Source organism: Streptomyces sp. NPDC003393 (assembly GCF_053589015.1).
This window is the reverse complement of record NZ_JBSFRB010000019.1, coordinates 72,580-95,068: the sequence shown is the minus strand read 5'-3', so window position 1 is coordinate 95,068 and position 22,489 is coordinate 72,580. Positions and strand designations below refer to the sequence as shown.

Annotated in this window: 22 protein-coding genes; 15 read left to right on the top strand and 7 right to left on the bottom strand. The window is 73.3% G+C overall.

What is annotated here, in order from left to right:
• Positions 1 to 329: 329 nt before the first annotated feature.
• The 7 genes from ACWDUZ_RS20070 (at position 330) to ACWDUZ_RS20040 (ending at position 7,917) form a co-directional block, all read left to right on the top strand.
• On the top strand, positions 330 to 761 hold the full coding sequence (locus ACWDUZ_RS20070; RefSeq protein WP_451633131.1) for a MerR family transcriptional regulator: 432 nt from the start codon (positions 330 to 332) through the stop codon (positions 759 to 761).
• A 139-nt stretch (positions 762 to 900) separates the two neighbouring features.
• Complete coding sequence (locus tag ACWDUZ_RS20065; RefSeq protein ID WP_451633130.1) at positions 901 to 2,727, top strand: gamma-glutamyltransferase family protein; 1,827 nt, start codon at positions 901 to 903, stop codon at positions 2,725 to 2,727.
• Positions 2,728 to 2,854: 127 nt separating this feature from the next.
• Positions 2,855 to 3,694: an inositol monophosphatase family protein gene (locus ACWDUZ_RS20060; RefSeq protein WP_451633171.1), complete on the top strand. Its 840-nt coding sequence runs from the start codon at positions 2,855 to 2,857 to the stop codon at positions 3,692 to 3,694.
• A gap of 144 nt (positions 3,695 to 3,838) precedes the next feature.
• Positions 3,839 to 5,248, top strand: a complete 1,410-nt coding sequence (locus ACWDUZ_RS20055; protein WP_451633129.1) for a phytoene desaturase family protein — start codon at positions 3,839 to 3,841, stop codon at positions 5,246 to 5,248.
• The gene (locus tag ACWDUZ_RS20050; RefSeq protein ID WP_451633128.1) at positions 5,245 to 5,757 is read left to right on the top strand and encodes an O-acetyl-ADP-ribose deacetylase; all 513 of its coding nucleotides are present in this window, start codon (positions 5,245 to 5,247) and stop codon (positions 5,755 to 5,757) included. Before ACWDUZ_RS20055 ends, ACWDUZ_RS20050 begins: the two co-directional genes overlap by 4 nt.
• Before the next feature lie 121 nt (positions 5,758 to 5,878).
• A complete protein-coding gene (locus ACWDUZ_RS20045) occupies positions 5,879 to 7,414 on the top strand; it encodes an AlkA N-terminal domain-containing protein (RefSeq protein ID WP_451633127.1) in 1,536 nt (511 codons plus the stop codon).
• Between the two features lie 11 nt (positions 7,415 to 7,425).
• Positions 7,426 to 7,917, top strand: a complete 492-nt coding sequence (locus tag ACWDUZ_RS20040) for a methylated-DNA--[protein]-cysteine S-methyltransferase (protein WP_451633126.1) — start codon at positions 7,426 to 7,428, stop codon at positions 7,915 to 7,917.
• Positions 7,918 to 7,928: 11 nt separating this feature from the next.
• On the opposite strand, the gene ACWDUZ_RS20035 is transcribed toward ACWDUZ_RS20040, so the two are convergent.
• Positions 7,929 to 8,666, bottom strand: coding sequence for an SIR2 family NAD-dependent protein deacylase (locus ACWDUZ_RS20035; RefSeq protein WP_451633125.1), 738 nt, complete (start codon positions 8,664 to 8,666; stop codon positions 7,929 to 7,931).
• 83 nt (positions 8,667 to 8,749) lie between these two features.
• Between ACWDUZ_RS20035 and ACWDUZ_RS20030 the strand changes: the two genes are divergently transcribed.
• Positions 8,750 to 8,938, top strand: a complete 189-nt coding sequence (locus ACWDUZ_RS20030; protein ID WP_451633124.1) for a DUF2191 domain-containing protein — start codon at positions 8,750 to 8,752, stop codon at positions 8,936 to 8,938.
• A gap of 18 nt (positions 8,939 to 8,956) precedes the next feature.
• On the opposite strand, the gene ACWDUZ_RS20025 is transcribed toward ACWDUZ_RS20030, so the two are convergent.
• On the bottom strand, positions 8,957 to 9,457 hold the full coding sequence (locus ACWDUZ_RS20025; protein WP_451633123.1) for an NUDIX domain-containing protein: 501 nt from the start codon (positions 9,455 to 9,457) through the stop codon (positions 8,957 to 8,959).
• A complete protein-coding gene (locus ACWDUZ_RS20020) occupies positions 9,454 to 10,617 on the bottom strand; it encodes an ADP-ribosylglycohydrolase family protein (protein ID WP_451633122.1) in 1,164 nt (387 codons plus the stop codon). Before ACWDUZ_RS20020 ends, ACWDUZ_RS20025 begins: the two co-directional genes overlap by 4 nt.
• A gap of 178 nt (positions 10,618 to 10,795) precedes the next feature.
• Between ACWDUZ_RS20020 and ACWDUZ_RS20015 the strand changes: the two genes are divergently transcribed.
• Positions 10,796 to 11,914 carry a glycerate kinase gene (locus tag ACWDUZ_RS20015; protein ID WP_451633170.1) on the top strand — a complete coding sequence of 373 codons (1,119 nt, stop codon included), beginning with the start codon at positions 10,796 to 10,798 and terminating at the stop codon, positions 11,912 to 11,914.
• Between the two features lie 68 nt (positions 11,915 to 11,982).
• Here ACWDUZ_RS20015 and ACWDUZ_RS20010 read toward each other — a convergent pair whose 3' ends face one another.
• Positions 11,983 to 12,849, bottom strand: coding sequence for an oxidoreductase (locus tag ACWDUZ_RS20010; RefSeq protein WP_451633121.1), 867 nt, complete (start codon positions 12,847 to 12,849; stop codon positions 11,983 to 11,985).
• 157 nt (positions 12,850 to 13,006) lie between these two features.
• Between ACWDUZ_RS20010 and ACWDUZ_RS20005 the strand changes: the two genes are divergently transcribed.
• A complete protein-coding gene (locus ACWDUZ_RS20005; RefSeq protein ID WP_451633120.1) occupies positions 13,007 to 13,951 on the top strand; it encodes a helix-turn-helix domain-containing protein in 945 nt (314 codons plus the stop codon).
• A 475-nt stretch (positions 13,952 to 14,426) separates the two neighbouring features.
• Here the strand turns inward: ACWDUZ_RS20005 and ACWDUZ_RS20000 are convergent, their stop codons facing one another.
• Complete coding sequence (locus tag ACWDUZ_RS20000) at positions 14,427 to 15,623, bottom strand: helix-turn-helix domain-containing protein (RefSeq protein WP_451633119.1); 1,197 nt, start codon at positions 15,621 to 15,623, stop codon at positions 14,427 to 14,429.
• 179 nt (positions 15,624 to 15,802) lie between these two features.
• On the opposite strand from ACWDUZ_RS20000, the gene ACWDUZ_RS19995 reads away from it, so the two are divergent.
• The 5 genes from ACWDUZ_RS19995 to ACWDUZ_RS19975 are packed head-to-tail and all read left to right on the top strand — an operon-like array spanning position 15,803 to position 20,672.
• On the top strand, positions 15,803 to 16,603 hold the full coding sequence (locus tag ACWDUZ_RS19995) for an ABC transporter ATP-binding protein (protein ID WP_451633118.1): 801 nt from the start codon (positions 15,803 to 15,805) through the stop codon (positions 16,601 to 16,603).
• A complete protein-coding gene (locus tag ACWDUZ_RS19990) occupies positions 16,603 to 17,373 on the top strand; it encodes an ABC transporter ATP-binding protein (RefSeq protein WP_451633169.1) in 771 nt (256 codons plus the stop codon). Before ACWDUZ_RS19995 ends, ACWDUZ_RS19990 begins: the two co-directional genes overlap by 1 nt.
• Positions 17,370 to 18,260 (top strand): branched-chain amino acid ABC transporter permease, encoded by an 891-nt coding sequence (locus ACWDUZ_RS19985; RefSeq protein WP_451633117.1) that lies wholly within the window; start codon positions 17,370 to 17,372, stop codon positions 18,258 to 18,260. Before ACWDUZ_RS19990 ends, ACWDUZ_RS19985 begins: the two co-directional genes overlap by 4 nt.
• Entirely contained in the window at positions 18,253 to 19,407 is a 1,155-nt protein-coding gene (locus ACWDUZ_RS19980) for a branched-chain amino acid ABC transporter permease (RefSeq protein WP_451633116.1), read from the top strand. Before ACWDUZ_RS19985 ends, ACWDUZ_RS19980 begins: the two co-directional genes overlap by 8 nt.
• On the top strand, positions 19,407 to 20,672 hold the full coding sequence (locus ACWDUZ_RS19975) for an ABC transporter substrate-binding protein (RefSeq protein ID WP_451633115.1): 1,266 nt from the start codon (positions 19,407 to 19,409) through the stop codon (positions 20,670 to 20,672). The genes ACWDUZ_RS19980 and ACWDUZ_RS19975 overlap by 1 nt, the downstream gene beginning before the upstream one ends.
• 190 nt (positions 20,673 to 20,862) lie before the next feature.
• Here ACWDUZ_RS19975 and pssA read toward each other — a convergent pair whose 3' ends face one another.
• Together pssA and ACWDUZ_RS19965 are read right to left on the bottom strand one after the other, a co-directional pair.
• Positions 20,863 to 21,681 (bottom strand): CDP-diacylglycerol--serine O-phosphatidyltransferase, encoded by an 819-nt coding sequence (gene pssA / locus ACWDUZ_RS19970; protein ID WP_451633168.1) that lies wholly within the window; start codon positions 21,679 to 21,681, stop codon positions 20,863 to 20,865.
• A gap of 22 nt (positions 21,682 to 21,703) precedes the next feature.
• Positions 21,704 to 22,360: a phosphatidylserine decarboxylase gene (locus ACWDUZ_RS19965; RefSeq protein WP_389836748.1), complete on the bottom strand. Its 657-nt coding sequence runs from the start codon at positions 22,358 to 22,360 to the stop codon at positions 21,704 to 21,706.
• Positions 22,361 to 22,489 lie beyond the last annotated feature (129 nt).

Sequence of the window (22,489 nt, the reverse complement as noted above, 5' to 3'; positions counted from 1 at the left end):
CCCGTCGCGAAGCCCGCGCGTCGGCGGACCGAAGTCGGTGGGAGGCGGTCGGCGGCAGTGACCGCTGCTCAGGGGCGAAGGGTCACGGCGGGCAGGCGGCGGCGCGGGGCGTCATGGGCATCCGCTCTGCTCTCTCCTGCACGCATCGGTCTTCGCCGGGGGCGTCGTCGGCCCCGACACGGCTGACGGTCACGGGAAGTGCTCCCGCACCAAGGGTGGGTGGGCACGGAACGGTGCCCGTACTCCGACCAGCAACCCTACCCTAACGTTACGGTAGAGATCGAAGCCGTCGCCGTGCAGCACGGCACGAGACCAGGGAAGGCAGAGGCGTGAGCGGCAAGCACATGCAGATCGGCGAGGTCGCCGCACGGACCGGGCTGTCGCTGCGCACCATCCGGCACTACGAGGAGACGGGCCTGGTCATTCCCTCCGCGCGCTCCCAGGGCGGCTTCCGCCTGTACACCGAGGCCGATGTCGCCCGCCTCATGGTCATCCGCCGTATGAAGCCGCTCGGGTTCACCCTCGACGAGATGCGTGACCTGCTGGCGGCCACCGACCGCCTCGACGCCGGTGACGGCCTCACCGACGGCGAACGCGAAGAGCTCCTCGCCCGCGTGCGGGAGTACGAGCAGGCGGCACAGCAGCGGGTGGCGGACCTGCGGACCCAGCTGGCGCGGGCGGAGGAGTTCGCCGGCACGCTGCGCACACGCCTGGCCCGTGCCGCCGGGCCGGCGCCGTCGGGCCGGTTCGCCCGACGGTGACCTCCACGCGCCCTGGGCGAGCGGAGGGGCATCCGCACCGAGCCGGCACCGGCGGGCGCCGACCACGACCGCGCCCTCCCGGCCGCGGCGGTCAGCACGCGCACCCGCCAGTTCCGCAGACCACGAGGTGAGAGGTCCTATGTTCACGACACGTCCGACTCTCCAGGGCACCTTCGGCATGGTGTCCTCCACACACTGGCTGGCCTCGCAGTCGGCGATGGCCGTGCTGGAGGACGGCGGCAACGCCTACGACGCGGCCGTGGCCGGGGCGTTCGTGCTGCATGTCGTGGAGCCGCACCTCAACGGGCCCGCCGGGGAGGCGCCGATCCTGCTCGCGCCGGCGGACGGCGAGGTGCGCGTGCTGTGCGGGCAGGGGGTGGCACCGGCCGGAGCGACGGTCACCCACTACCGCGGGCTGGGACTGGACCTCGTACCCGGCACCGGACCGCTCGCCGCCGCCGTCCCCGGCGCCTTCGACGCCTGGATGCTGCTCCTGCGCGACCACGGCACCAAGGACCTCGCCGACGTCCTGAAGTACGCCATCGGCTACGCGGAGCACGGGCACGCCCCCGTGGAGCGCGTCGGGGAGACCGTCACGACCGTACGGCGCCTGTTCGAGACCGAGTGGACCTCCTCGGCCGAGGTCTATCTGCCCGGCGGGCGCCCGCCGCGGCCCGGGGAGCTGCTGCGCAACCCCGCGCTCGCCGCCACCTGGCAGAGACTGCTCGCCGAGACCGCGGGCGCCGGTGACCGGGAGGCCCGGATCGAGGCCGCCCGTCAGGTGTGGCGCCGCGGCTTCGTCGCCGAGGCCCTGGTCCGCCAGGCCCGGCGGCCCACCATGGACACCAGCGGCGAGCGGCACTCCGGCACCCTCACGGCCGACGACCTCGCCGCCTGGTCCGCGACCTACGAAACCCCGGTGACGTACGACTGGAACGGCTGGAGGGTGTGCAAGGCGGGCCCCTGGAGTCAGGGCCCGGTCCTCCTCCAGCAACTCGCCCTGCTCCCACCCGAGTTGCCCGCGTACGGATCCGCCGACTACGTCCATCTGCTGGTCGAGGGCTGCAAGCTCGCCATGGCCGACCGGGAGGCCTGGTACGGGGACGCCGCCGACGTGCCGCTGGCCGAACTGCTGTCGCCGGAGTACAACGCCGAACGGCGCAAGCTGGTCGGCGACACGGCCTCCTGTGAACTGCGGCCCGGCAGCCCCGGCGGGCGCGCCCCGCGTCTGAGCCGGCACGCGCACCGGATCGTCGGCGATGCGGGGGAGTTCGACGCGATGGGCGTCGGGGAGCCGACGGTCGCCAAGTCGCCGGCCTCGCCCGTGCCGGGCGAACCGGAGGTCGCCCCCGACGGGGGCACCCGCGGCGACACCTGTCACATCGATGTCGTCGACCGCTGGGGCAACATGGTCTCCGCCACGCCCAGCGGCGGCTGGCTCCAGTCCAACCCCGTCGTGCCCGAACTGGGCTTCCCGCTCGGCACCCGGCTGCAGATGACCTGGCTGGAGGAGGGCCTGCCCAACTCGCTCACCCCCGGCCGCCGCCCGCGCACCACGCTCACCCCGTCCATCGCCCTGCGCGACGGCGTGCCCGTCATGGCCTTCGGCACACCCGGCGGCGACCAGCAGGACCAGTGGCAGCTGCACTTCTTCCTCGCGGTGGCCCTGCGCGCCGCCGTTCGCGGCGGCCTCGACCTCCAAGGGGCCGTGGACGCTCCGAACTGGCACAACGACTCCTTCCCGGGGTCGTTCTACCCGCGCGGGATGCGCCCCGGCAGCGTCACCGTGGAGTCCCGCACGGCCCCGGAGGTCGTCGCGGAGCTGAGCCGGCGCGGCCACCGCGTGACGGTCGGCGAGCCCTGGTCCGAGGGACGCCTGTGCGCGGTCGCCCGGGACCCCCGGACCGGCATCCTGTCGGCCGCCGCCAACCCCCGGGGGATGCAGGGGTACGCGGTCGGGCGCTGAGACGGCCGTGCGCGGCACCTGCTGTTCATCCCCATTCCACCCCCGGTGCACCGGACGGGCGGGGATTGTCAGCGGCGCGTGGTCTCATGGGGACGTGATCGAACAGAGCAGAACCCGGAGGTCCCCCCTGGACGACGTCCTTGTGGGAGAGTTCGCCGAGCGCCACTCGGCCGACGTGGAGGAGGCGGTCCGCAAGGCGGCCGCGGCCGAGATCATGCCCCGCTTCCGGCGCCTCGCGGACCACGAGGTCGACCAGAAGTCCGGTCCGCACGACCTGGTGACGGACGCCGACCGGCTGACCGAGCGGTACCTCACCGACGCGCTCGGCGGCCTGCTGCCCGGCTCCGTGGTGGTCGGCGAGGAGGCGGTGCACGCCGACCCGGCGGTGTACGAGGCGATCCGCGGCGAAGCGCCGGTGTGGATCGTCGATCCGGTGGACGGCACGCGGCAGTTCGTCCACGGCGACCCCGGTTTCTGCACCCTGGTGGCCCTGGCCCTGGGCGGGGTCGTGCTGGCCTCCTGGACGTACGCGCCGGCGCACGACCGGCTCGCCACCGCCGTGCGCGGCCGGGGCGCCCGCCTCGACGGTGAGCGGCTGCGTGCCGGCGCCCCCGACCCGGACCGCGCCCTGCGGGTGGCCACCTCCCACCCGGACTACACGACGGACGAACAGAAGCGCGCCCTGCTCGGCCTGTGGACGGACGGTGTCGAACCCCGGGTCTGTGGCTCGGCCGGGCTGGAGTACCTGGCCGTCGCCCGCGGTGAACTGGACGCGACGGCGTTCTCCTGGGAGGCGGCCTGGGACCACGCGGCCGGCCTGCTGCTGGTCGAGGAGGCGGGCGGAGTCCACCTGACGACGGCCGGCGAGCCGTTCCGTGTCACCGGCGGCAACGCGCTGCCGTTCACGGCGGCCCGGGACGCGGCGACGGCCCGCCGGGTGGCCGGTCTGCTGACACCCTCGCACTGAGGAGGGCGGGCCAGGCGCCCCCGGCCGGATGCCTTCCGGGCGGAACCTCGGGCTCCGCGGCCCGGTGCCCCTGGGTGTCGGTCCCGCGGCATATCCTGACCACGAGTGACCATCGGCTGACGAAGGGGTCCGAAGGTGCCGTCGATGCTCGATGCGGTCGTGGTGGGTGCGGGGCCGAACGGACTGACCGCTGCCGTGGAGCTGGCACGCCGGGGCTTCTCCGTGGCCCTGTTCGAGGCGAGGTCCACCGTCGGCGGCGGCGCCCGCACCGAGGAGCTCACCCTGTCCGGCTTCCGGCACGACCCGTGCTCGGCCGCCCACCCCCTCGCCATCAGCTCACCGGCGTTCCGCGCGCTGCCCCTCGAGCGCTACGGCCTTCAGTGGCTGAACGCTCCGCTGCCCATGGCCCACCCCTTCCCCGACGGCACCGCGGCGGTCCTGGCCCGCTCCGTCGCCGAGACGGCCGCCTCCTTCGGACCGCGCGACGCGGGCACGTACCGCAGGCTGGTCGCACCGTTCCTGCCCAAGTGGGACACGCTCGTGCGGGACTTCATGTCCCTGCCGCTCACGGCGCTGCCGCGCGACCCCGTCACCCTCGCCCGTTTCGGCCTGGCCGGGCTGCCGCCCTCGACCTGGCTGATGCGCCGCTTCCGCGACGAGCGGGCCAAGGCCCTCTTCGCCGGCCTCGTCGCCCACGTCATGGTCCCGCTCGGCGGGTTCGCCACCGGCGCCGTCGGCCTGGTCTTCGCCCTGGCCGCGCACGCCCGCGGCTGGCCCGTGGCCCGCGGCGGCTCGCAGGCCATCTCCGACGCCCTCGCCGCCTACCTTCAGGATCTCGGCGGCGCCGTGCACACCGACTACGAGGTCAAGCGCCTGGACGACCTGCCGCCCGCCCGTGCCTACGTCTTCGACACCTCACCGACCGCGCTCGCCCGTATCGCCGGCCTCGGCCGCTACTACGACGCGTACCGGTACGGCCCCGGCGTCTTCAAGATCGACTACGCCCTGGACGGCCCGGTCCCATGGACCGCCCCCGAGGCCCGCGCGGCGGGCACGGTGCAGATCGGCGCGAGCCAGGCCGAGATCGGCACCGCACTGCGCGCCGCGTCCCGCGAGGGCCGCGCCCCCGGCAGACCGTTCATGATCACCGTTCAGCCCAGCGTCGTCGACCCCACCCGCGCCCCGGAGGGCAAGCACGTCTTCTGGGCGTACGGCCATGTGCCCAACGGCTGGGACGGTGACCTCACCGACGCCATAGAACGCCAGCTGGAGCGATTCGCCCCCGGCTTCCGCGACCTCGTCCTGGCCCGCGCCACCGCAGGCCCGGCCGAGGTGGCCGCCCGCAACGCCAACTACGTCGGCGGTGACATCGCCACCGGCGCGGTCTCCGGGCTCCAGATCATGCTGCGCCCCAAACTGTCCCTGTTCCCGTACCAGACCCCCCACCCGGCCGTCTTCATCTGCTCGTCGGCCACCCCGCCGGGACCCGGCGTGCACGGCATGTCGGGGCACAACGCGGCGAAGGCCGTCTGGAGGAGGCTGCGGCAGCCATGACCACCACCATCACCCTCGCCCGGGGCGACATCACCCGACAGAGCGCCGACGCCATCGTCAACGCCGCCAACTCCTCGCTGCTCGGCGGCGGCGGCGTCGACGGCGCGATCCACCGCCGCGGCGGCCCCGCGATCCTGGCGGCATGCCGCGCCCTGCGCGCCTCCCGGTACGGCAGCGGCCTGCCCACCGGCCAGGCCGTCGCGACCACGGCGGGCGAACTGGACGCCCGCTGGGTGATCCACACCGTGGGCCCGGTCTGGTCCGCCTCCGAGGACCGCTCCGGCCTGCTGGCCTCGTGCTACCGGGAATCCCTCCGCGTCGCCGACGAACTGGGCGCCCGCACCGTCGCTTTCCCGGCCATCTCCACCGGCGTGTACCGCTACCCGATGCAGGACGCCGCCCGCATCGCCGTGGAGACGGTGCGAGCCGCTGAGACGGAGGTCGAGGAGGTCAGGTTCGTCCTCTTCGACGAACGGGCGTACGCGGCGTTCACCGCGCTGGTCGGCTGAGGAACCGCCGCGGCGCCCGCCCCGCCCGGTGCGAGCGATCAGACCGTGCGCTTCCAGCACACCGGACGTCGATGTCGGATTCCTGCCAGCCCTCGCAGGCCCCGTGCCCGATGCTGGAGGCATGCGGAACGGGATGCACACCGATCGGGAGCGCTGCGTGCGCGCCGTCCGGTCGAAGGACGCGCGGTTCGACGGATGGTTCTTCACGGCTGTCCTGACGACGGGGATCTACTGCCGGCCCAGTTGCCCGGTGGTGCCGCCCAAGCCGGAGAACATGGTCTTCCACCCGAGCGCCGCCGCATGCCAGCAGGCGGGGTTCCGGGCCTGCAAGCGCTGCCGGCCCGACACCAGCCCCGGCTCGCCGGAGTGGAACCAGCGCGCCGACCTCGTGGCCCGCGCCATGCGGCTGATCTCCGACGGCGTCGTCGACCGCGAGGGCGTGCCCGGACTCGCCGACCGCCTCGGCTACAGCAGCCGCCAGGTCGAACGCCAGCTCCTGGCCGAGCTCGGCGCCGGCCCCCTCGCGCTCGCCCGCGCACAGCGTGCCCAGACCGCCCGGCTGCTGATCGAGACCACGGCCCTGCCGATGGCGGAGATCGCCTTCGCGTCCGGATTCTCCTCGATCCGCACCTTCAACGACACCGTTCGCGAGGTCTACGCGCTCTCGCCCAGCGAACTGCGCACCCGGGCGCCCGGGAAGCAGACACCCAAGACGACCCACGGCACGTCCAGGACCCCGCAGACCGCCGGGACCAACACCACCCCGGCCCCCGGTGCCATCTCCCTGCGTCTGCCCTTCCGTACCCCCCTCAACCCGGACAACCTCTTCGGTCACCTGGCGGCGACCGCCGTCCCCGGCGTGGAGGAGTGGCGGGACGGCGCCTACCGGCGCACGCTGCGGCTGCCGTACGGGAACGGGATCGTCGCCCTGACGCCCCAGCCCGACCACATCGCCTGCCGCCTCGTTCTCAGTGACCTGCGTGACCTGCCCGTCGCCATCAGCCGCTGCCGGCGCATGCTCGACCTGGACGCCGACCCGGCCGCCGTGGACGACCAGCTGCGCACCGACCCCGTCCTCGCGCCCCTCGTCGACAAGGCTCCCGGCCGACGGGTGCCGCGCACCGTGGACGAGGCCGAGTTCGCCGTCCGGGCCGTGCTCGGACAGCAGGTCTCCACGGCCGCCGCCCGCACCCACGCGGCCCGTCTGGTCCTCGCCCACGGCGAACCGGTCGACGACCCCGAGGGCGGTCTCACCCACCTCTTCCCCGCACCGGAGGCACTGGCCGCCCTGGACCCGGAGTCCCTGGCGATGCCCCGCACCCGGCGCACGACCTTCACCACGCTGGTCTCCCACCTCGCCGACGGCACCCTCCACCTGGGAGCCGAGAGCGACTGGCAGGAGACCCGCGCCCGGCTGCTGTCGCTCCCCGGCTTCGGCCCCTGGACCGTCGACGTCATCGCCATGCGCGCGCTGGGCGATCCCGACGCCTTCCTCCCCACCGACCTCGGCATCCGCCGTGCGGCCAAGGAGCTGGGCCTGCCCTCGACACCGGCGGCCCTCACGGCCCGTGCGGCGGCCTGGCGGCCGTGGCGGGCGTACGCCGTGCAGTACCTGTGGGCCACGGACAGCCACCCGATCAACTTCCTTCCCGTCTGAGGACGTCCACGATGAACACGAAGCAGCACACCGTCGTCGACAGCCCCTACGGCCCCCTCACCCTCGTCTGCGAGGACGGTGTGCTGTGCGGCCTGTACATGACCGACCAACGCCACCGCCCACGGGAGGAGGTGTTCGGCGTCCGCGCCGCCACGCCGGCCTTCGACGCGGCCGAGGAACAACTGGAGGCCTACTTCGCGGGCGAGCTGAAGACGTTCACTCTGCCACTGCGCCTGAACGGGACACCGTTCCAGCGCCGCGTCTGGGACCAGCTGCGCACCATCCCCTACGGCGAGACCCGCAGCTACGGCGAACTGGCCGACACACTCGGCTCCCCGGGCGCCTCCCGTGCCGTCGGCCTCGCCAACGGCAAGAACCCCATCGGCATCATCGTCCCCTGCCACCGTGTCGTCGGCGCCGACGGCAGCCTCACCGGCTACGGCGGCGGCCTGGACCGCAAGAGGCGCCTGCTGGACTTCGAGAGCGGATCGGCCCTGTTCTGACAGGCCGAGCCTCAGTCCCGGTCCTGTGCGCTCAGGATGCGCAGCAGTCGAGGGAGTGCGGTGCCGATCGGTTCGCGGACGACCTCGTCGGCGATCTCGTCGTAGGGAGTGGCCTCGGCGTTGACGATGATCAGGCGTGCGCCGTGGTCGGCGGCGACGCCGGCGAGGCCGGCGGCGGGCTGGACCTGGAGGCTGGTGCCGACGGCGACGAAGACGTGGCAGGCCTTGGTGATGGCGACGGCCTGGCCGAGGACGACCGGGTCCAGGCGCTCGCCGAACATCACCGTGGCCGCCTTCAGGATGCCGCCGCATTCGAGGCAGGACGGGTCGTCCTCGCCCGCCTCGATGCGGGCGAGCGCCTCGTCCATGGGGCTGCGGGCCGTGCACCGGGTGCAGACGACGCTGCGGGCGGTGCCGTGCAGTTCCAGCACCTTGCGGGCGGGCATTCCGGCCAGCTGGTGCAGGCCGTCCACGTTCTGGGTGATGACCCGGACCGGCACCCCGGAGCGATCCAGTTCGGCGACCGCGTGGTGCGCCGCGTTCGGCTCGGCCCGCAGGGTCTGGTTCTCGCGTCGCATCCGCCAGGAGCGGCGGCGGATCTCGGGGTCGCCCATGTAGGAGTCGTACGTCACCAGCTTCTCGGCCTCCGGATCACGCCGCCACAGCCCGTTGGGGCCGCGGTAGTCGGGGATCCCGGAGTCGGTGGAGACACCGGCGCCGCTGAGGATCGCGACGAGGGGCTTGGCCATGGGACAGAGGGTAGGGGCGGGGGAGCCGGGCGGGCGAACGGATATCCGTCCGCCCGGGGCCGGTGCGGTGCTACGGTCCGCACATGGCCAAGGTGACCGTCTCGCTCGACGTCGAAGTCATGGTGCTCGCCGGGGTGGGCAACCCCCAGGACGCCGTGGAGCTGGTCGTGCGCGACTACATCGAGCGCGGCCACCGTACGGAGGCCAGGGTCGCCGCTCGGGACGAGGGGCTGCGCGACTCGGACGTGAAGCCCCGGGACGTGGAGGGCTGACGCACGGCGCGAGGGCGGTCAGCCGACCCGGTGGCCGTTCTCCAGTTCCGCCGTGCCCCTGTTCTCGGTGAGCACGTCCAGGGCGGCCAGGACGCGGCGGCCCAGAGCACCCGGCAGGTGGGCGGCGAGGTCGCCGCGCGGGACGAGGCGCCAGGACAGCAACTCCTCCTCCTGCAGGCGGATCGCCTTCAGGTCCTCCTCGGCAAGGACCCCGCCGTCGTAGACGTAGGCCACCAGCGGCGGGCGTGCCGTGCCGGGCACCCAGTCGACGGCCAGCAGCCGTCCCGGCCGCCGGTCCAGGCCGATCTCCTCCAGCGTCTCGCGGCGCGCGCCCTGGCGCGGTGTCTCACCGTCGTCCGACTCGACCGTGCCGCCCGGCAGCGCCCATCCCTCCCGGTAGTTGGGCTCGACCAGCAGCACCCGCCCCTCGGCGTCGCGGAAGAGCGTGGCGGCACCGGCGAGGATGCGGGGCAGCCGGGCGATGTAGGTGGCGTAGTCCGGGATGTCGGGAGTCGTCATCCTGGCAGGGTAGCCAGTCGCAGCGTCCGTTCGGCCAGTTCGCTGATCCGGACACCGTCGAAACCGAAGACCGCGCTGCGCACGGTGTCCTCCAGGGGGTCCTTCCACTGGGCCGGGACGGCCCGCGCTCCGGTCAGCACTCCGGCCACCGAGCCTGCCGTCGCACCGTTGGAGTCGGTGTCCAGCCCGCCGCGGACGGTCAGCGCGATGGTACGGGTGAAGTCGCCGTCGCCGTAGAGCAGACCGGCCGTGAGGACGGCGGCGTTGGGGACGGTGTGGATCCAGCCGAGCCCCGCGGTCTCCTCGGTGAGCGTGGTGAGGGTGTCCTCCCAGGGCAGCCCCGTGTCGTGCAGGGAGGCGGCGCGGCGTACCGTGCGGGCCAGCCGGCTGCTCGCCGGGATCACCGTGAGGGCCGTCTCGACCGCGGCATGGACGTTCGGAGCGGTGAACGCCGCCGCGATCAGCGCGGCCGCCCACATGGCGCCGTACACGCCGTTGCCGGTGTGCGACAGCACCGCGTCGCGGCGGGCCGGCGAGGCGGCGCGGCGCGGGTCGCCCGGGCTGGTCCAGCCGTGGATGTCGGCGCGGATCAGGGCGCCGATCCACTCCTGGTAGGGGTTGTCGTACGTCGCGGTCAGCGGTGGTCTGAGACCGTTCGCCAGGTTGCGGTACGCGACGCGCTCGGCGGTGAACGTCTGAAGGTAGGGCAGCCGCAGCAGCCACAGGTCGCCGACCTGCTCGGTGGTGAAGCCGAAGCCGTAGGTCTCCAGCAGGTCCAGGCCGAGGATCGCGTAGTCGATGTCGTCGTCGCGGCAGCTGCCCCGGATACGGCCGCGCACGCAGTCACGCCACTCGGGCCGCAGCTCCGGAAGGTCGTCGGCGCCCACGGGTTCGGGGAGGTAGTCGGTGAGCGGCAGCGCGGCGGCCCGGCGCAGATAGCGGTCGATGCGGTCGCGGGTCCACACCTCGCCCTGCTCGACCGGCTTGCCCAGCATGTTGCCCGCGATCCGGCCCAGCCAGCCGCCGAGGACGCGGTCGGCGAGGTCGGCCCGGTCGGCGGGGTCCGGGCGCTCGGTGGCGGCCGGGCGGTCGGTGGCGGCCGGGTGGCCGGAGGATGCCGGGCGGCGGGCGCGGCCCGGATCGGTGCCCGCAGGGGTCATAAGAGCGGTGTACCCGCTTTCCCCCGGCCGTCCCCGGCGGTTCTCGGGGAGCGGGCGGGGCATGGCGCCGTGCCCGGTCGCCGGTTATGGTCGCAGCGGCGTGACTGGCCCCCGCGCGGGGCCCGGAGAGCAAGGGGATGGCAAGGTGGCGGACGCTGCAGTGCACGGCACCCGCGGGGTGCTGGTTGCCGCGGACAAGTTCAAGGGCTCGCTCACGGCCGTGCAGGTCGCGGAGCGGGTGGCGGCCGGTTTGCGCCGGATCGTGCCGGACCTCCGGGTCGAGGCGCTGCCCGTGGCCGACGGCGGCGACGGGACCGTGGACGCGGCGGTCGCGGCCGGGTTCGAGCGCCGTGAGGCACGGGTCGCCGGTCCCCTCGGCGACGAGGTGACGGCCGCGTTCGCGCTGCGCGGCGACACCGCGGTGGTGGAGATGGCGGAGGCCAGCGGGTTGCAGCGGCTGCCGGCGGGCGTCCTGGCGCCGCTCACGGCGTCGACCTACGGCTCCGGCGAACTGCTGCGAGCCGCGCTGGACGCGGGGGCGCGGACGATCGTGTTCGGCGTCGGCGGCAGCGCGACCACGGACGGGGGCGCGGGCATGCTGTCCGCGCTCGGCGCGCGGCTCTCGACCGCGGCCGGTGAGCCGATTCCGCCGGGTGGCGGCGGACTGGCGGAACTCGCCCACGCCGACCTGTCCGGCCTCGACCCCCGGCTCGCCTCCGTCGAGTTCGTGCTCGCCAGCGACGTCGACAACCCGCTGACCGGCCCCAAGGGGGCGCCCGCGGTCTACGGTCCGCAGAAGGGCGCGTCCCCGGAGGACGTGGAGACGCTGGACGCGGCGCTCGCGCACTACGCGAAGGTCCTGGGGGAGTCGATCGGGACCCGGGCCGCCGAGTACGCGGCGTCCCCCGGGGCCGGGGCCGCGGGCGGCATCGGGTACGGCGCGCTGATCCTCGGCGCCCGGTTCCGGGCCGGTATCGAGGTCATGCTGGACGTGCTCGGGTTCGCCCCGGCACTGGAGCGCGCTTCGCTGGTGATCACCGGTGAGGGCTCGCTGGACGAGCAGACCCTGCACGGCAAGGCCCCGGCGGGGGTCGCCGCGGCGGCTCGCGCCGCGGACAAGGAGGTCGTCGCGGTGTGCGGGCGCCTGGCACTCCCGCCGGAGGTCCTCGGCAGGGCCGGCATCCGTCGTGCCTACGCCCTCACCGACCTGGAGCCGGACGTGGCGAAGTGCATCGCCGACGCCGGCCCGATCCTGGAGAGCGTGGCGGAGCGCATCGCCCGGGACTTCCTTCTCTGAAAGCTCCGGGCGGGCCCGTGGGAGCCGCGTGTCCGGCCCCACGGGCCCGCGTCCCCGCCGCGTCCTCCTCACCTGCCCCCGAGCCCGTCCAGCTCCTCGATGGCGTCGGCGGGCAGGGTGAGGTCCGCCGACGCGATGTTCTCGTGCAGGTGGGACACCGAGGAGGTGCCGGGGATGAGCGCGATGGCGGGGGAGCGCTGGAGGAGCCAGGCCAGGGCGGTCTGCTGCGGGGAGGCGCCCAGGCGGGCGGCGACCTTCGTGAGGGTCTCCGACTGCAGCGGTGTGAAGCCGCCCAGCGGGAAGTACGGGACGAAGGCGATGTTCTGCGCCGCGCACAGGTCGAGCAGGTCGTCGTCCTGGCGGTGGGCGAGGTTGTAGAGGTTCTGGACCGTGACGACGGGCGCGATCGCCTGTGCCTCGGCCAGCTGCCGGGCGGACACGGCACTCAGACCCAGGTGGCGGATCAGCCCTTGCTGCCGCAGCTCGGCGAGGGCGCCGAACTGCTCCGCCAGGGAGTCCTCGGTCGGCGTGTCGTGGGAGCCGAGCCGGAGGTTGACCACGTCCAGCGCGTCCACGCCGAGATGCGCGAGGTTGTCGTGCACCTGGGCCTTCAGATCGGCCGGGTCCAGGATCTGGCGCCAGCTTCCGTCCGGGCCCCTGCGGGCGCCGACCTTCGTGACGATGCGCAGCTTCGCCGGGTAGGGGTGCAGCGCCTCCTTGATCAGTTCGTTGACGACCGCCGGGCCGTAGAAGTCCGCGGTGTCGATGTGGGTGATCCCGGCCTCCACCGCGGCGCGCAGCACCGCGACGGCCCGGCCGCGGTCCTTGGGCGGGCCGAACACGTTCGGTCCGGCCAGCTGCATGGCGCCGTAGCCGATGCGGGTGAGGGTCAGGTCCTGGGCCGGGGTGAGGGTTCCGCCGAGGTTCGCGGGCATGTGTCGTGCCTTCCGTGCCGTGCTGTCGTGTCGTCGTGACGTCGTCGTCCCGTGTGCCGTCCAGCCTGCGCCGGTCCCGGGAGCGGGGGCAGTGCCCCGCCGTTCCTGGGACTCACAGGGACAGGAACGTCCCGGTGCGGAGCCGTACGGTGAGGGCATGGACGGTACGAACGCGCTCGGGGAGTTCCTGCGCGCCCGCCGGGGGCAGGTACGGCCGGAGGACGTCGGCCTGCGCAGCAGTGGTCTGCGGCGGGTGCCGGGGCTGCGCCGCGAGGAAGTGGCGATGCTCGCCGGGATCAGCTCGGACTACTACCTGCGCCTGGAGCAGGGCCGGGACCGCAACCCGTCGGTCCAGGTCCTCGAGGCGATCGCCAGGGTCCTGGGACTGGACGCCGCCGCCACCGAGCACCTGCTCTCCCTGGCGCAGCCACGGCGGTCCGGCGCGCGGAGCACGGGCGGCGGCCGGTCCGGGGGTGCCGGACGCGTGCGCGGCCCGGCGGCTCGGGCGGCGGCCGTGCCGGTGAGCATCCTGCAGCTCATGGACGGCTGGCCCGACAACCCGGCCTATGTGCAGAACAGGCTCACCGACGTCCTCGCGGTGAACCGCCTGTGCGCCGCCCTGTCGCCGAACTACACCCCCGGCGTCAACCTCCTGAGGGCGGTCTTCCTCGACCCCGCCGAGCGAGAGCTCAGAGACGGCTGGGAGGAGGTCACCGAGGAGGCGGTGGCCACGCTGCGCGCCCGGGTGGGGCCGGACGTCGACGATCCGGCGCTGCGGGAACTGGTCGGTGAGCTGTCGGTGCGCAGCGACCGCTTCCGCCGGCTGTGGGCCCGCCACGACGTGCTGCCCCGACGTGGGCTGGTGAGACGGCTGCGCCATCCACGGGTCGGCGATCTCGAACTGCTCTCGGACAAATTGACCATCGACGGCACCGACGGTCTGACCCTGGTGGTCTTCCACGCCGAGCCTGCCAGCCGCAGCGCAGAGCTGTTGAGGATCCTGGGCAGCCTCTCCGCACCGGCGGCGGAGCAGCGGTCCGGACCGGCGGACGAGCAGCGGTCCGGCCGCGCCCCGGAGAGCGGCAGGGCCCCCGAATCGTGAGGTTCGGGCGTCCTCGCCCGCCCTGCGCCGTACGTGGACCGCTACGGCAGCTGTGCCGCGCGTGCCTCGCGACGGGTGTCGCGGAAGTTGTTCCCCGGCGCACCGTGGCGAACAGCCGGATCACCGCGTCTACGTCGGCCGTCGTCAGGCGCAGCGAGAGGAGCGTCTCCTCGTCGGTGTCCACGTCGTCGGCCTCGGTGCACGCGCCCTCGGGCAGGTAGAGGTCGACGCGTGAGCCGAAGTGGATCAAGCCGATCGGGTCACCCCTGCGGCCCGGCGACTCGGACGGTCCCCGTGCCGGGCGACTCTGCTCACCTTCGTGCCCCGGCGCCCGGGCCTCCGGCGTCCGGGCCTCCGGCGTCCGGGCCTCCGGCGCCCAGGCCTCCGGCGTCCGGGGGTGTCCGGCGCCCGGGGGTGTCCGCGCTCGGCGGCCCCGGGCACTCCGGAATCGCCCTGACACAGGCGGCGGAGAAGGTCAACTCCGAGCCCCCGACAGCCGGTACGCGTCCAGGGCCAGTGTCATCTCGATCAGGTCCCGGGGCCGGGCCAGCGAGCGGGACGTGAGCTGTTCGAGCCGCCGCAGCCGGTTGAAGACCGTGTTGCGGTGGCAGTACAGCCGTCCCGCGGCCCGGCCCGCCGACCCCTCGCAGGCCAGCCACGCGTCCAGGGTCTGAAGGAGCACGGCCCGGTCGGCGGGCTCCAGTGCGAGGAGCGAGCCGAACACGTCCGACACCAGACGGTCGGCGAGCTCCGGCTGGCTGACCACCAGCGCCGTCGGCATCCGCTGGTCCAGACGCACGACCGTGGTCGCGTCCGGCGGACAGGTGCACAGCGCCAGTTCGGCCAGTCGCCGGGCCCGCCCCAGCTCGGCGAGGCCGGGCACCACCGGGCTGATGCCGCCCGGACCCGAGCACCGCCCGTCGAGCACCCGCGCGACCGCGTCCAGGTCCTGACCGGGTGCCAGCGCCACGACCCCCACCTCGCCCTCGGCCCGCATCCGCCAGACGAAGCGGAGCCCCGCACCCCGTACCGGCCGCTCGGCCGCATCGCGCCGCGCGGCCCGCAGTACCACCACCGCATACGGCCCGTGCTCCGGCAGGTCGAGTCCCGCGGCCGCCCGTGCCGCCAGCCCGGGTGCGGCTTGTCCCTCCAGCAGCGCGTCCAGCAGCGCCTGCAACTGTTCGTCCGTACGCCGGCGCAGTTCCGCCTCGGTGGCCCGGTAGGCCTCCGACGCCGCCTGGGCCTGTGCGTCCACCGCCGACCACACCATCGTCGTCGAGCGCATCAGCGCAGCCAGCCGGTCGGGCTCCCGGTCGGCCGCCCCCTCCACGAGCGCGTCCCACAGCAGATAGCCGGCGTTCCGGTAGGCGTGCACGACGAGATCGAGCGGCAGCCCCTGCCGGGCCCGGCGCCGGCCGGCGTCCTCCGCGTGCTCGAGGTCCCGGCGCGGCGAGTCCCGGGGCGCCGAGAGCGTCTCGATGCCGATCCGCATCGCCTCCTCCGCCTCCCGCCACTGCTGGTCGGGCGGGAGCACCTGCCCGTAGACGGGGGAGTACTCGGTGAGCTGCCGCATGTGCTCGTCGACGAGCTGCGGCAGCCGTTCCAGCAGAGCCGCGCAGGACTCCGCGAGCAGCTTCCAGTCATGACCGGTCCGCGGCCTTCGCCCTCCCATGGCCGGAGGATGCCATCGGGACCCGGACTCGCACAGGCCCCTGACACGCGGTGTTGTGCACGCGCACAACGCCCGGCCCGGCTCACTGGGCACCCGCAGCGATTCCGCCAGGAGCCGTGGACGGACGCCCCTGTCGGTGCTGAGGTGAGCGCCACACCGAATGGAACAGGGGGCCGTGCATGGGCGGATCCGGACTGCTGGTACGTGATCTGTCCGTCGGATACGGACCCGTGCGCGCCCTGCGGCGGGTGTCGGTCCAGGTGCCGTACGGGGCGGTGGTGACGGTGCTCGGCGCCAACGGGGCGGGCAAGTCCACCCTGCTCCGGGCGATCAGCCGGACGCTGTCCTTCCACGGCGGCGCGGTGACCGAAGGCAGCGTGAGCCTGGACGGCCGCCGCCTCGACGGGCTGCCACCGGACCGGGTGGTGGCCGCCGGCGTCTCCCAGGTTCCCGAGGGGCGGCGGGTGTTCGCACGGATGACGGTCGCCGACAACCTGCGTGCGGGAGCGCTCGGCGGCAGCCGGGCGGGCCGGGCCGCGGCCCTCGACCGCGTCCACGAGTTGTTCCCCGTGCTCGCCGAACGCGCGGGACAGCGCGCCGGGCTGCTCTCCGGCGGCGAACAGCAGATGCTCGCCGTCGCCCGGGCCCTGATGGCGGCGCCGAGCGTGCTGCTCCTCGACGAGCCGTCCCTCGGTCTCGCGCCGCTCATGACCGAGCGGATCGCCGGCGCCGTGCGGGAGATCAACGCCCAGGGCACCTCGGTCCTCCTCGTCGAACAGAACGCCGCGCTCGCCCTGCGGCTCGCCACGCACGCCTACGTCCTCGAGGTCGGCGAGGTCACGCTGTCCGGACCGGCGGCGGAGCTGGCGGCCTCCGACGAGGTGCGCCGCCGCTACCTGGGCGTGGTCGACGAGGACGCCGCCGCGGACGTCGAACGGGTGGCCGGCGTACCGCGGACACTGACCCGTTGGCAGGGGTGATGCGCGTGGACACCCTCGAAGTGCGCAACCTGACCGTCCGCTTCGCCGGGCTCACCGCCCTGGACGACGTCGGCTTCACCGTCCGCCCCGGCACCGTGCACGCCCTCATCGGGCCCAACGGCGCGGGCAAGTCCACCTGCTTCAACGTGCTGTCCGGGGTCTACCGGGCCACCGCGGGCAGCGTCCGCTTCGGCGGGCACGAGCTGACCGGCCTGCCCGCGCACCGCATCGCCGGCCTGGGCGTCGCCCGCATCTTCCAGAATCTGGCGCTGCCGCCGCACACCTCGGTCGAGAACTGTCTGCTGCTCGGCCGGCACCGGCTGACCCGCACGGGTTTCCTGGCCGCGGGCCTGCGGCTGCCGTCGGCGGCCCGTGAGGAGCGGCGCCATCGCGCACGCGTCCGGGAGATCGCCGAGTTCGTCGGCATCGCCGACTGCCTCGACCGCCCGGCGGGCTCCCTTCCGTACGGGCAGCAGAAGCTCGCCGAACTGGCCCGCGCCCTGTGCATGGAGCCGCGGCTGCTGCTCCTCGACGAGCCGGTCGCCGGCATGACCGCCGGCGAACGCCGCCGGACCGCCGCCGTGATCGCGGGCGTCCGCGACGGTCTCGGCATCTCGATCGTGCTGGTCGAACACGACATGGGGGTGGTGATGCGGCTCGCGGACGCGGTGACCGTACTGGACTTCGGGCGCCGGATCGCGGACGGCGCCCCCGCCGACATACAGAACGACCCGGCCGTCGTACGCGCCTACCTGGGGGCCGAAACATGAGCGACCTCGCCGAGATCCTCCTGGGCGGAGTCTCGCTGGGCTCCGTCTACGCACTCATCGCCCTCGGCTTCGTGGTCATCTTCCGGGCCACCGAGGTCGTCAACTTCGCCCATGCCTCGCTGCTGCTCGCGGGGGGCTACATCACCGCGTCCCTCCACGACGACATCGGCTTCTGGCCCGCGCTGCTCGCCGGGATCGCGGGCGCCGCACTGGTCGGCGCGGCTGTGGAGTTCCTGGTGATGCGCCGTTACCGGGGCACCGACCAGAGTGTCCTGGCCATCGTCACCATCGGCGTCGACATCCTGCTCACCACCGAACTGACCCGCCGCATCGGCACGGACGTCATTCCGCTGGGCGACCCCTGGGGCGACGCCGTCCTGAGCATCGGACCGGTGTCCCTCGCGCACACGCGGATCGCCGCGTTCGTGACCGCCGCGCTGCTCATCGCCGCATTCCTGCTCGCCTTCCGGTACACCTCGTGGGGCGTGGCGATGCGCGCGACCGCGGAGAGTCCGCAGACCGCGGCGCTGATGGGCGTGCGGCTGGGGCGGGTCTCGCTGGGTGCCTGGGCCGTGGCGGGGGGCCTGGCCGCCGTGGCCGCGCTGTTCCTCACCGTCTTCCCGACGCCGGGCCTGGGCCGGACCACATCACTGGCCGCGCTCAAGGCGTTCCCGGCGGCGATCCTCGGCGGCCTCGACTCCACGACGGGTGCGCTGGTGGGCGGCCTGCTGGTCGGCGTCACGGAGTCGCTGGCCACCGGCTACCAGGGCGATCTGACGTTTCTGGGGCGCGGTCTCGGAGACCTCGCGCCCTACCTGGTCATGGTCGCGGTCCTGCTGGTCCGGCCCGCGGGGCTGTTCGGCACGAAGGAGCTCGCCCGTGTCTGAGGTCCTCGGCCGCGGCGCGGCCGGCGAGGCGCCCGTCCGCCCCCGTCGCGGGCCCGGCCGTCGCATCCGTCTTCGTCCCCGTCTCCGCCCCGGTCCCAGGCCCAGCCTCCGCACCTGCGCCTGGGGGGCGGGAGCCGTCCTGCTGCTCGCCCTCCCGTTCTACGTGGACCGCTTCTGGCTTCAGGCCGGTCTGTTCGCGATGGCCGCCGCGATCGGCGCGATCGGCATCAACCTCCTCACCGGCGCGACCGGGCAGCTCTCCATGGGACACGCCTTCTTCCTCGCCGTCGGCGCCTACGGCTACTGCGTGTTCGGGGCGTCCGGCGGTGACGGACTGACCGGGCTCTCCCTGCCGAGCTGGCTCGCGGCCGTGCTCGCGGTGCTCCTCGCGGGCGTCGCGGGCGGCCTGTTCAGCCCCATCTCCGGCCGGCTCAGCGGCGCCTACCTGGGCATCGCCACCCTCGCCCTCGTCTTCGCCGGCCAGCACGTGATGTTCAACGCGCACGACCTGACCGGCGGCGCGAACGGCCGGGACGTCCCGCCCCTGAGCCTGTTCGGCCTCACCTTCGACGACCGTGAGGTCCTCGTCGCCCATGTGCCGTTCGGATCCGCCGAGAAACTCTGGTACGCGGGTCTGGTCCTGCTCCTCGCCGGTGCCCTGTTCGCCCGCGGGGTGCTGCGCGGCCGTCCGGGCCGTGCCATGAACGCCATCCGCGACCACCGCATCGCCGCCGGAGTGCTCGGCGTGCCCGTGGCCCGCCACCGTGCCGCCGTGTTCGTGCTCTCCTCGATGTACGCGGGCCTCGCCGGCGTCCTGCTGGCCCTGGTCTTCCAGCGGACGGTGCCCGACTACTTCGGCATCACGTTGTCCCTGGACTATCTGGCCATGATCGTCATCGGCGGGCTCGGCTCGGTCTCCGGGGCGGTGGCCGGGGCCGTGTTCGTCTCCCTGCTGCCCCAACTGCTGACCCGCTACAGCGACACGCTGCCTTTCCTGTCCGCCCCCGGCACGGGCGGGATCGCACCCGGCGAGGCAGCCCGGTACCTCTACGGCGCCGCCGTCGTGCTGGTGGTGCTGTTCCTGCCCGGCGGCCTGGTCGGCGTGGTCGCCCGGCGCCGCGTCAGAACCGATCCAGGGGAGCAATGATGATCACGAGGTACAGGTCCAGGGTCGCCGCGGGTGCCGTGGCGGCACTGCTCGTGCTGGCCGGATGCAGTTCCAAGGCCAAGGACGACGACCGCGGTGAACCGGATGCGGGCGGTGTGAAGACCGGGCAGGGCATCTCCGGCAAGACGATCACGCTGGGCGCGCTCACCGACATGACCGGCGTCTACGCGACCCTCGGCAAGAGCGTCACCCAGGCCCAGCAGCTCTATGTGAAGCAGCTGAACGCCGCCGGCGGCGTCTGCGGCTACCAGGTGGCCCTCTCGGTCCGCGATCACGGCTACGACCCACAGAAGGCCGTCGCCGGTTACACCGAGCTGGAACCCGAGGTCCTGGGCTTCGTCCAGTTCATCGGGTCGCCGTTCGTCGCCGCCGTCAAGCAGCGCGTCGACGGACAGGACAAGGACGTCGTCCTGCCGCAGGCCTGGTCGTCGGCCCTGCTGGGCAGCCCGTACATCCGGGTCATCGGATCCACCTACGACCTCGAGACGATCAACGCCGTCGACTTCCTGATCAAGAAGAAGGGACTGAAGAAGGGCGACAGGATCGGCCATGTCTACTTCGAGGGCGACTACGGCGAGAGCGCCCTCGTCGGCTCGCGGTACAGGGCGCGGCAGGCCGGTCTCACCGTCGTGGAGCAGAAGATCAAACCGACCGACAACGACATGACCGCCCAGGTCGCCGCCCTCAAGCAGGCCGGCGTCAAGGCGATCGTGATCAGCGCGGGGCCGCGCCAGGCGGCCTCCCTGGTCGGTGTCGCGGCGGCCACCGGCTTCGATGTGCCGGTCATCGGCAACAACTCGGCCTTCGCGCCCCAGCTGCTGGCCACCCAGGCCGGCCCGGCCCTGACGAAGAACTACTACGTGGCCTCCCCCTCGCTTCCCATCGGCGCGGACACCCCGGAGGCGAAGAAGCTCGTCGCCGACTACCGGGCGGCCTATCCGAAGGACACCCTCGACAACGGCATCGTGGCCGGCTGGACCGCCGCGTCGGCCTTCGGCGAGGCACTGAAGAAGGCCTGTGCGAACAAGGACCTCACCCGGGAGGGTGTCGACAAGGCGCTGCTGACGATCGACTCCTTCGACATCGGCTTCGGTACTGTCCAGGACTTCACCGATCCCGCCGCTCCGTCCTCGCGGGAGAGCGTGATCCTCAAGCCGGAGAAGAACGTGACCGGCGGCATGAGAGTCGTACAGCAGGCCGCCGCGTCCGACGCGGCCCGGGCGTACACCCCGGGCAAGGGCTGAGCCGGAGGGGACGGTTCGTCCCCCGGCGCCCCGCCGGTGCCCCTTCGAGGCCCCGGACCCGCCCTGCATACGGCTTCGCCCCGTCGACCGGACGATCGACGGGGCGAAGCAGGTGTGAAGCAGGTGTAAGGCCCCGGATCGACCAACGGCAACCGCGTCGGCCGGGGCCCGCTCGCGAGCGCGGGGCGGCCTACGGCAGCTGTGCCGCCCGCGCCTCGCGACGGTTGTCCCGGAAGTTGTTCACCCGGCGCGCCGTGGCGAACAGCGGGATCACCGCGCCCATGACCAGCTGGAGCGCGCATCCGGTCTGGAGGAGCAGCTGGCCGCTGGGGGCGTCGAACGCCCAGGCGGCGAGCAGACCCATCGACAGCACGATCCAGGAGAGCATCGCCACCGCCAGGCGCCCACGCGGCTTGGGGTACTCCACGCGGCTCACCATCAGCCACGCGGTGCCCAGGATCGCCAGCAGCGTGGCCACGAAGGGCAGCTCCAGCAGCACGATGGACACCACGGTCAGTGCGCCGAAGGGCGAGGGCATGCCCTGGAACATGCCGTCCTTCATCGTCACGCAGGAGAATCTCGCCAGCCGCAGCACCACCGCCAGCAGCACCACGATCGCGCCCAGCGCGGCCACCCTCTGGTGGGCGTCGTCGGCGACCATGCCGTAGACGAGGACGAAGTACGCCGGGGCCAGCCCGAAGCTGATCAGGTCGGAGAGGTTGTCCAGCTCGGCGCCCATGGGGGAGGAGCGCAGCTTCCTCGCGACCAGGCCGTCGAACAGGTCGAACACCGCCGCGCACAGCATCAGGATGACGGCCGTGGCGGCGCTGTGCCGGGCCATGCCCGACTCGCTGCTGCCGGTCAGGTGCGGGATCAGGATGCCGGTGGTGGTGAAGTACACCGCCATGAAGCCGCACGTGGCGTTGCCCAGGGTGAGGGTGTCGGCTATCGACAGGCGCAGCGAGAGGGGCATCTCCTCGTCGTCGTCCACGTCGTCGGCCTCGGGCACCCAGCCGGCCTGGGTGTCGGGATCAATCACGGTCAATGCGAGTCACCCCAGCCACGGTCTTCTGGCCGACCTCGACCGCGACCTCCACGCCCTCGGGCAGGTAGAGGTCGACGCGCGAGCCGAAGCGGATCAGACCGATCCGGTCGCCCTGCTCGACCTTGGTACCCGACGGGACGTAGGGGACGATACGGCGGGCCACCGCGCCGGCGATCTGGATCATCTCGATGTCACCGAGTTCGGTGTCGAAGTGCCAGACGACGCGCTCGTTGTTCTCGCTCTCCTTGTTGAACGCCGGGACGAACCCGCCGGGGATGTGCTCGACCGACGTGACCGTGCCGGCGAGCGGGGCGCGGTTGACGTGGACGTTCAGCGGGCTCATGAAGATCGCGACGCGGGTGCGGCCGTCCTTCCAGGGCATGATGCTCTGCACCACGCCGTCGGCGGGCGAGATGACCCGGCCCTGGGCGATCTCGCGCTCCGGGTCACGGAAGAACCACAGCATCCCCGCCGCCAGTGCGGTGGCGGGGACGGCTACGGCCCTGGCCGCACCGGAGCGGCGAGCGCGGACCAGGCTGACGGCCGCGGTGGCGACGGTCGGCAGAAGCCACGGCGATGCTCCGCGCGCGAGGCGTACGCCGGCGAGGCTGTCGCGAGGTGCAGAGGTTTGGCTGTGGGGCATGGATGACCTTCGTAGCGGATGATGCCGCGCTTCGACGGGGGACGGCGGCTTTCCGCGATCGTAGCGGTTAAGGGCCACAACTGGGTAAGCCGGGAAGCCGAGTCGACGGCCGATAACCGTTCACGGGGT